The 7,173-nt window shown below is 33.7% G+C and carries 5 protein-coding genes; 2 read left to right on the top strand and 3 right to left on the bottom strand.

From position 1 onward, the window contains the following. Window positions 1-820 precede the first annotated feature (820 nt). Both QZZ51_RS03270 and QZZ51_RS03265 read left to right on the top strand, forming a co-directional pair. A complete protein-coding gene (locus QZZ51_RS03270) occupies window positions 821-1,072 on the top strand; it encodes a hypothetical protein (RefSeq protein WP_291865838.1) in 252 nt (83 codons plus the stop codon). Between the two features lie 410 nt (window positions 1,073-1,482). Beyond that, a complete protein-coding gene (locus QZZ51_RS03265; RefSeq protein ID WP_291865836.1) occupies window positions 1,483-1,605 on the top strand; it encodes a hypothetical protein in 123 nt (40 codons plus the stop codon). Window positions 1,606-1,607: 2 nt separating this feature from the next. Here the strand turns inward: QZZ51_RS03265 and QZZ51_RS03260 are convergent, their stop codons facing one another. From QZZ51_RS03260 to QZZ51_RS03250, 3 genes are all read right to left on the bottom strand, one after another. Continuing rightward, the gene (locus QZZ51_RS03260) at window positions 1,608-2,822 is read right to left on the bottom strand and encodes a sensor histidine kinase (RefSeq protein WP_291865833.1); all 1,215 of its coding nucleotides are present in this window, start codon (window positions 2,820-2,822) and stop codon (window positions 1,608-1,610) included. Between the two features lie 169 nt (window positions 2,823-2,991). Next, window positions 2,992-4,584 (bottom strand): amidohydrolase family protein, encoded by a 1,593-nt coding sequence (locus QZZ51_RS03255; protein WP_291865831.1) that lies wholly within the window; start codon window positions 4,582-4,584, stop codon window positions 2,992-2,994. Between the two features lie 48 nt (window positions 4,585-4,632). Next, the gene (locus tag QZZ51_RS03250) at window positions 4,633-7,167 is read right to left on the bottom strand and encodes a M14 metallopeptidase family protein (protein WP_291865829.1); all 2,535 of its coding nucleotides are present in this window, start codon (window positions 7,165-7,167) and stop codon (window positions 4,633-4,635) included. Window positions 7,168-7,173 lie beyond the last annotated feature (6 nt).

Genomic DNA, 7,173 nt, shown 5'->3' with positions numbered 1-7,173 from the left:
AGAGTACAGAGGTTGCTCGTTTATACAAGCGTACAAATTCTACAGTAAAGAAAGCTTTAAAATTTACTACAAAAAGAAACAAAGCTAAATTAGCTTAATCGCTAACCAATGTATTTTTTTAGGAGAAGATTTAATTCTAAAGTTTTTAGTAGTAATTACAGAATAGTTGGTCTTTACCAATTTTTAGATAGTTGTCATTAACTAGTTTCTCTAAATCTTTGCAAAGAGGCCTGTAAGCTGATTAAGTTTTTTTTGTAGGGCTTTAGTACGCGATTCTTCGCCATTTGTTTACACAGTAGGGGTGTTCATTAAGTTTATACGGGTGTACTTTTTAATTCATTCATTAATAGTGCTAGATTGCCCTCGGTAAGTTAAAATAATTTGTTTTTTTGAGCAGTCTCCTTTGGTAAGTTTAGCTAGAATTTTATTTCGCTATAGCGTCTCGCACAACCATCGTTTTTATACATAAGAGTTTATGATAAATTAAGTTTATATCTGGGTTTATCCAATAACGCAACAAATCTATTTAAGTAATTTTTTAGTTAGAGTTTATAGGTTGCCATGGATTTTTAAACAAAATATTAGACTTAATGGTATTATGTATTTCTGTTAGTAGGATGATATGTATAGCCTTCTTATATAAAATAGGATTAAAAACATTAAAAACAGATGAGCTTATTGTAAGCTTATTTACATTCATCGTTCATTTTTGTTACTTCACCTTAGTTGGGTTACAGTAGTCGAATATAGTTGTTGTTCAGCGTATTATATTTATTGAGGTTTGGGTTCGTCTTAGTTTTGGAGTATCAAAACGTATATAATGAAATCAATTATAACCTTATTATTTATCATTTTTATTAGTGTTGCTTCTTTTGCAAAGAGCCAACCAATAGTAAAAAAAGTAGAGACATTTACTAAAGGAATAGTTTTAGAACGTACTAGTTTGGTTTCTTTTAAGAACATAAGAGAAGGTAATAAAAACAATGTGGCACGTTTATATATTTCTAAGAATTCTAGAATTATGAAAGAATTATCATTTTTCACTAAGAACAATAGGCATAACCAAGTATAAGGAAGTAATACTTAAATTTTTTTAGTTACATAAGGCAGATGTAGAAATATTACAGTAGACTAAAATATCTGTAATTCAGCGATTTACTAAGGTTATATTGTTTGTAGTTTGTACTTTTAAATAAGTGACATTGAGTGATGAAAGTAATTTTAACTTTATTGATTATTTTATTTTTAGGGGCTGTAGCAATTGTATAAAGATTTAAGTAAAGGATAAAAGGTTTGTTCTTAAAATGGATATTGTTTTGGATTCTGCCGTTAACCACATAAAAATAATTAAGAAAGTAAAATTCTGGATTGCCAAACGGAATAAAATATAAACTAGTTTTTAGTTTGCTTTTTGTTCATTGGCATAATAATTGAAATTGTTATTACATCTAAAGAAAGTAGTAATAATATAAAAATAATAATATGATAGTATTAGTTGTTTTAATCCCAACCGTTGTAATAGGAACTTTAATTTTTGTTTCTAAAAAAGAACAAGATTCTTTACGATTAATAAAAGTTAAGGCTACCAATAACCCCAAAAAGTAATTCTACACAGTAGGGTGTAACTGTTGTCCTATTTCTTGAAATTTAATTATATAATTGGTTCCTTTTTTAGAGACGTCTCTAATTATAGAACCTTTTAATTGTCTGGTAAGGTTATAGATTAATTTAAGTCCTAGAGATTTTGTGTTTTTATGATTTATCGTTTCTGGGAAACCGATGCCATTGTCTCCAATTTTTAAGACATATTCTTTATTTACTTCTTTGGTAATAGCAATGTGAATTTCACCTTCGCGATCATCCACAATTCCATATTTTAAAGCATTAGTTATAGCTTCATTAATTAACAATCCTAAAGGTATAGCAGTATCTATTCCTAATTTAATATCTGGAATATCTATAGTTAGTTTAATTTTGTTCTCTATTCCTTTTATTGATTTTATTAAATACTGACTTAGTTCTTGTACATAGGTTTTGTATTCTATTTTAGATAAATCTTCTCGCATATAAAGCATTTCATGAATCATTGCCATAGAAATAACTCTGTCTTTGGTTGCTTTAAGTAGTGTTTTTATATTATCATCTTGAGTATTTCTGCTTTGTAAACTTAAAAGGCTAGAAACTGTTTGTAAATTATTTTTTACTCTGTGATGAATTTCTTTTAGTAGGGTTTCTTTTTCTAATAATTTTTTGGACAATTCATTTTTAGAGTTATACAAGGTATTATGTGTGTTCAGTAAATTTTTACCAAAAATATTACCTAATAAATAAATAGAAAATAGGACACTTAATAGGCTAAAAATACTTTGAGATTCTTCAGGAACTACATTTCTTGTAAATGTAAAATCAGTTATGCTTTGGGAAAAGATTAAAATTACAAGCAGAAAAATTATGTTTAAATATATCTGCGAGTTTTGCCTGGCATAAACATAACCAGCAAATACAATTAGAGCTAGAATGAATATAAAAGAACTATGAATTCCGCCAGTATATAGAGTTACAGTAAGTGCGCAAATAAGAGCAAGGATAGAGGATATATTATGCGTTAACGTTACGCTCTTATGTTTTTTAAAAACAGAAGAGTTTATAATATTTGCAATTCCAAAAATGAAAAGAGCATAGGGTACTATTTCCCTAATATTTAAGGCATAAAAACAGATGAGGGCAAATAGAATAGATAGGACAGAAGAGATGTAGTTAACCTTAAGAATTAGATTAATCTTGTTCTTTTGCCTTTCTTGGTCTAATAATGGTATATCCATAAATTGGATTTTATAGCTTGGTTAGAGTAGTTATCCAATGTAAATCTAATTATGTTTTTGGATTAAAACCAACAACTTTATGAAAATGTGGTATTTAAATGACAAATCTGTTAAACCGTTTATTTTATAACATGTTTAGGCTTGTGTAGTAAATAGCATATTAAAAATTTTATTCTTTAATGCCTGGTTGTAAAATTTTATAATTTGTTTTAGCTTTTGCGCTATCTACCATGTCTTTAACCTCTTTTAATAAAGCTTTTGCATCATAAATAATACCATCTTTGATAGTGTATTTTACACCACCTTCGCGAATAACTTTATTATCTGGGGTTAATTTTATAGCCCCCGTTCCGTACAAGACTTTTAGGTTTTGTAACGGATTTGCGTCAACAACAACAAAATCTGCCAATTTGCCTAATGCTACACTACCAATTTTATCTGCTGCTCCAAGAGCTTCTGCACCGTTTAGGGTAGCAGAACGAATAATTTCTAAAGGATGAAAACCAGCCTCGCGCAACAATTCTAACTCACGGATATAGGCAAACCCATATAATTGAAAAATAAATCCAGAATCAGAACCTGTAGTAACACGTCCTCCTCGATTCTTATATTCATTAATAAAGGTCATCCAAAGTTTGTAATTTTCTTTCCATGCAATTTCTTGTTCGGTACCCCAATCATGCCAATAACTACCATGTGAAATTTTACTTGGCTGATAGAAGTCCCATAAAGAAGGTAATGTGTAATCTTCATGCCATTCGGCTCGTCTAGCTCGTTGTAAATCTCTACTAGCCTCATAGATATTAAAGGTAGGGTCAATAGTAAAATCGAGCTCTAATAATTCGGTCATAACCTTTTCCCAATGCTTTGAATACGGTTTGGCTGCTTGAGCCCAAAGTTTACCAGCATTTTCAAAACGATCTTGCTCATTTTGGTAGTTGTAGTCAAGAGGATAGTTTTGTACAGTTCTATCTTCAAAAAGAGCTTCAGGTAGGCCATACCAATGTTCCATAGAAGTTAAACCAGCTCTCGCAGAGTGTAAGACATTCCAACGTGCAACGCTCATTTGTGCATGATGGCATGCAGAACCTAGGCCTAATTTTTTGTTTTCGTCTAATGCCGCCGCCATTATTTCTGGTTCGGCTCCAAAGAATTTAATGCCATCAGCTCCTTTTTTAGCATTGGCTCTTACCCATTCGCGAGCTTGCTCGGGGGTAGAAATTGGAATATCATTCAATGGGTTAAAGCTCTTGCTTGTTTGTCCGAATCCTGTATACGCAAAAAGACGAGGTGCTACTATTTCGTTAGAAGCGCTTTTTCGTTTAAGATCCATGGTGAAATCTACACCACGCCCGCTAGGTTCGCGAACGGTTGTTACTCCATGTGCCATCCAAAGTTTAAAAACATAGTCGGGTTCTGCTCCTTGTGCCTTGCCACCTATGTGGCCATGCATATCTATAAATCCAGGCATAAGATACATTCCATTACAATCTAGTTCTTTACCTCCTGGCTTTAGTTTTGGTCGGTTAGAAGCATCTATAGGAACCCCGTCATAGCCAACCACTTGAATTTTTTTAATGATATTTTTTTCAACTACAATATCGATTGGGCCCTGTGGAGGTGATCCGTTGCCATTGATGAGCATTACACCACGAATAATGAGTTGAGAATGTGGGCCATCTCCTGCTGCAGATTGGGCACTCGATTGAATGATGCAGATTATAAAGAGCGTAATGAAAAATAAAATAGATTTTGTTTTCATAATTTATTTTGTATTTCTAGCCTAGAGAGTTAAAGGGATTTTAGGTTATTAGTTTTTTGACGGGACGGAAATTTTATCCCCTAAGAACAAAGCATTTAAAAATAGGCGGTTGGTGCCGTACCAACTTCCTCTAAAATTCGGATTATCAGCAAAAAGAACCACCCTGCCCATGCCAATTTTACTTACAAGTAACGAAGCGGAAGATGTTACATTTTTCTCCATGTTCTTTTTCGTAATGAAACCATCAATTAAAGGGGTTTTGGTATACTTGGCTACTGTTGCGTATGCATTTTTACTTGGCTTTAGCCAAACGGTATTGTTCTTGTAAACGGGGATGGAACTATCTCTATACCCAAAGGCTAGGGGATGTGTCGTATCTATATCAACCCTTAAAATAATTCCTCCGACATTTTCTTTGCCAAGATTTTCCGATGCATCTACATAGGGTTTTCTACCTACTGTTTTTGTGGTATCTTTAGATAGTGAATCTCGTTCTACATCGGTTAATTTTTCTTTAACTAATTTCTTTTGTATTGCCCATTTAGAAGCTGTGCCAATAGTAATCAATGTATTTCCTTTACTTACCCAAGTTTTGATTTTTTCTTGTTGTTTTTTGGTTAGGCTGTAGGTGCCTGATACCAATACTAGACTTGTGTATTTGTCGAAATTAATACTATTAAAATTACGAAGAGGTATTTTTGTGATAGGCATATGTATTCTAGTATCTAATAAATGCCAAACTTCTCCAGCCTCGTAGGAACGTGTACCTGTACCAATAAGCATTGCAGCTTTAACTTTTTTAAGGGGCTTTATATGTCTACTCCCTAAATCAACACCTTTTAAGCTGTAACCAGAATCAACACCATACATGGGTACTTGAAATTGCTTTTGCGCCTGTTGTAATAAACTAAATATTTCTGATGCATCTTTTTTCTGTAGGCTTACGGGTAGTAGAAGAGAGCCATATCCAAAACTTTTTTGATTACTACCTATTTTCAAAGTAAAAGGTTTAAAGCTAGAAGAAAGTACTAGCTCGTTTTGTTGTAAAAAATTTAATACAGCAGGGGCATTATAATCACCCCAGTCAATAATATATGCGTAGTTCGATTTTTCTACAGGCGCAAGCGATACTAAATTTTGGGTACTAGTAATTTTTTCACCCATATTTAATGAAGTTACCGGTTTGTACTTCATATTATAAAAATTGGCCACCGACCATGCCGATGCATCATAATAAACACTATCCCGATATTTTGTATACGTTTCGAACATGGTTTGAACCATTCGATATTGCGGTTGTTTTGTAGGCACCACATATCGATTTCCTGATTTATATACGTTTATTTTATGTTGTAGTAACTTATCGATAAAGGCTTTGGTACGATTGGCATCGTAAGTGTCGCCAAAAGAGTAGCCGCGAATTTTACTTTTTCCTGCCTTAGTTAAAGCACTTTTGAAGAAGTTTTGTTGATACTTACGCATGTACGCCTTATTGGCCACAGCCGTCTTTACAGTTGTGATACTTGAAGTATATTGGTTACGAATAGTAAATGGAAAAGTGATTTTTCCGAAAGCTGTTTTTTGTTCATGTCCTCTGGAGCTGGCTTGCTCAAATAGGAGTCCTAACCCGCCTTGAATATCTGGGTAAGAAGAGCCATAACCTGGGTACGTACCATCAAAAACCTCTTTGGTGAAGTAGAAAGAACCAATACTATCTAATGCCTTGGCAAATTCAGCTCCAAACATAGTGTTGAGGTCTTCATAGTTTTCTTTAGGCATAATGGGGTCTAATGAACCATTGGCTTTCATTGGTTCAAAGAAATAGGTTGCATTAGTGCCCATTTCATGAAAATCGGTAACTACATTGGGGTACCATTCGTGAAACCATTTTAATTTACCTTGACTTTCAGGGTTAATAGCTAACAACCAATCGCGATTTAAATCGAACCAGTAGTGATTAGTACGCCCACCTGGCCAATACTCATTGTGTTCTGCATCTTGTGGGTCTGCTACATTAGGGTTGCTTTGGTAGGTATTTGCCCAATGGGTATGACGATCGCGTCCATCAGGGTTAATTGTTGGGTCAATAAAGATGACGGCATTTTTGATGTACTTTAGAATTTCAGGATGGGTTGATGCTGCAAAGGTATAGGCGGATAGAAGCGCTGCCTCTGAGCTCGAAGGTTCATTGCCGTGAACATTATAGGCGAGATTAATAAAAATAGGGACAGCAGCGTAATTTGAAACCGCTTTAGACGGGTCCGTAAAGGCTAAATGTTGCTCTTTTATCTGATCAATATTAGATAGGTTTTCTGGGGAGGAAATGGTTAAAATCACCAATTTTCTTCCCTCATGGGTTTTTCCATATTCATAAATGGAAGCACGATCAGAGGTTTCTGCTAATTTGGTCAAATAAGCGACAATTAGATCATGTCGGGTGTGGTGCTTTCCTATACCATAGCCTAAAAATTCTTCTGGACTGGGAACAGATTTGTTAAAAGGGTGGAATTTTTTTAAAAAATAATCTTGGGATTGAATACAGGTGCTAGAAAAAAGCACCAATAGGAGTATTGTTCTAAACATATGGGA

Source organism: Maribacter sp. (genome assembly GCF_016744255.1).
Lineage (GTDB): Bacteria > Bacteroidota > Bacteroidia > Flavobacteriales > Flavobacteriaceae > Maribacter_B.
This window is presented reverse-complemented; position numbering and strand designations above follow the sequence as displayed.

Excerpts from the sequence above, each read along its gene's own strand:
- QZZ51_RS03250 (WP_291865829.1), bottom strand. The coding sequence starts at position 7,167 with ATGTTTAGAACAATACTCCTATTGGTGCTTTTTTCTAGCACCTGTATT.
- QZZ51_RS03270 (WP_291865838.1), top strand. The coding sequence starts at position 821 with ATGAAATCAATTATAACCTTATTATTTATCATTTTTATTAGTGTTGCT.
- QZZ51_RS03260 (WP_291865833.1), bottom strand. The coding sequence starts at position 2,822 with ATGGATATACCATTATTAGACCAAGAAAGGCAAAAGAACAAGATTAAT.
- QZZ51_RS03255 (WP_291865831.1), bottom strand. The coding sequence starts at position 4,584 with ATGAAAACAAAATCTATTTTATTTTTCATTACGCTCTTTATAATCTGC.
- QZZ51_RS03265 (WP_291865836.1), top strand. The coding sequence starts at position 1,483 with ATGATAGTATTAGTTGTTTTAATCCCAACCGTTGTAATAGGAACTTTA.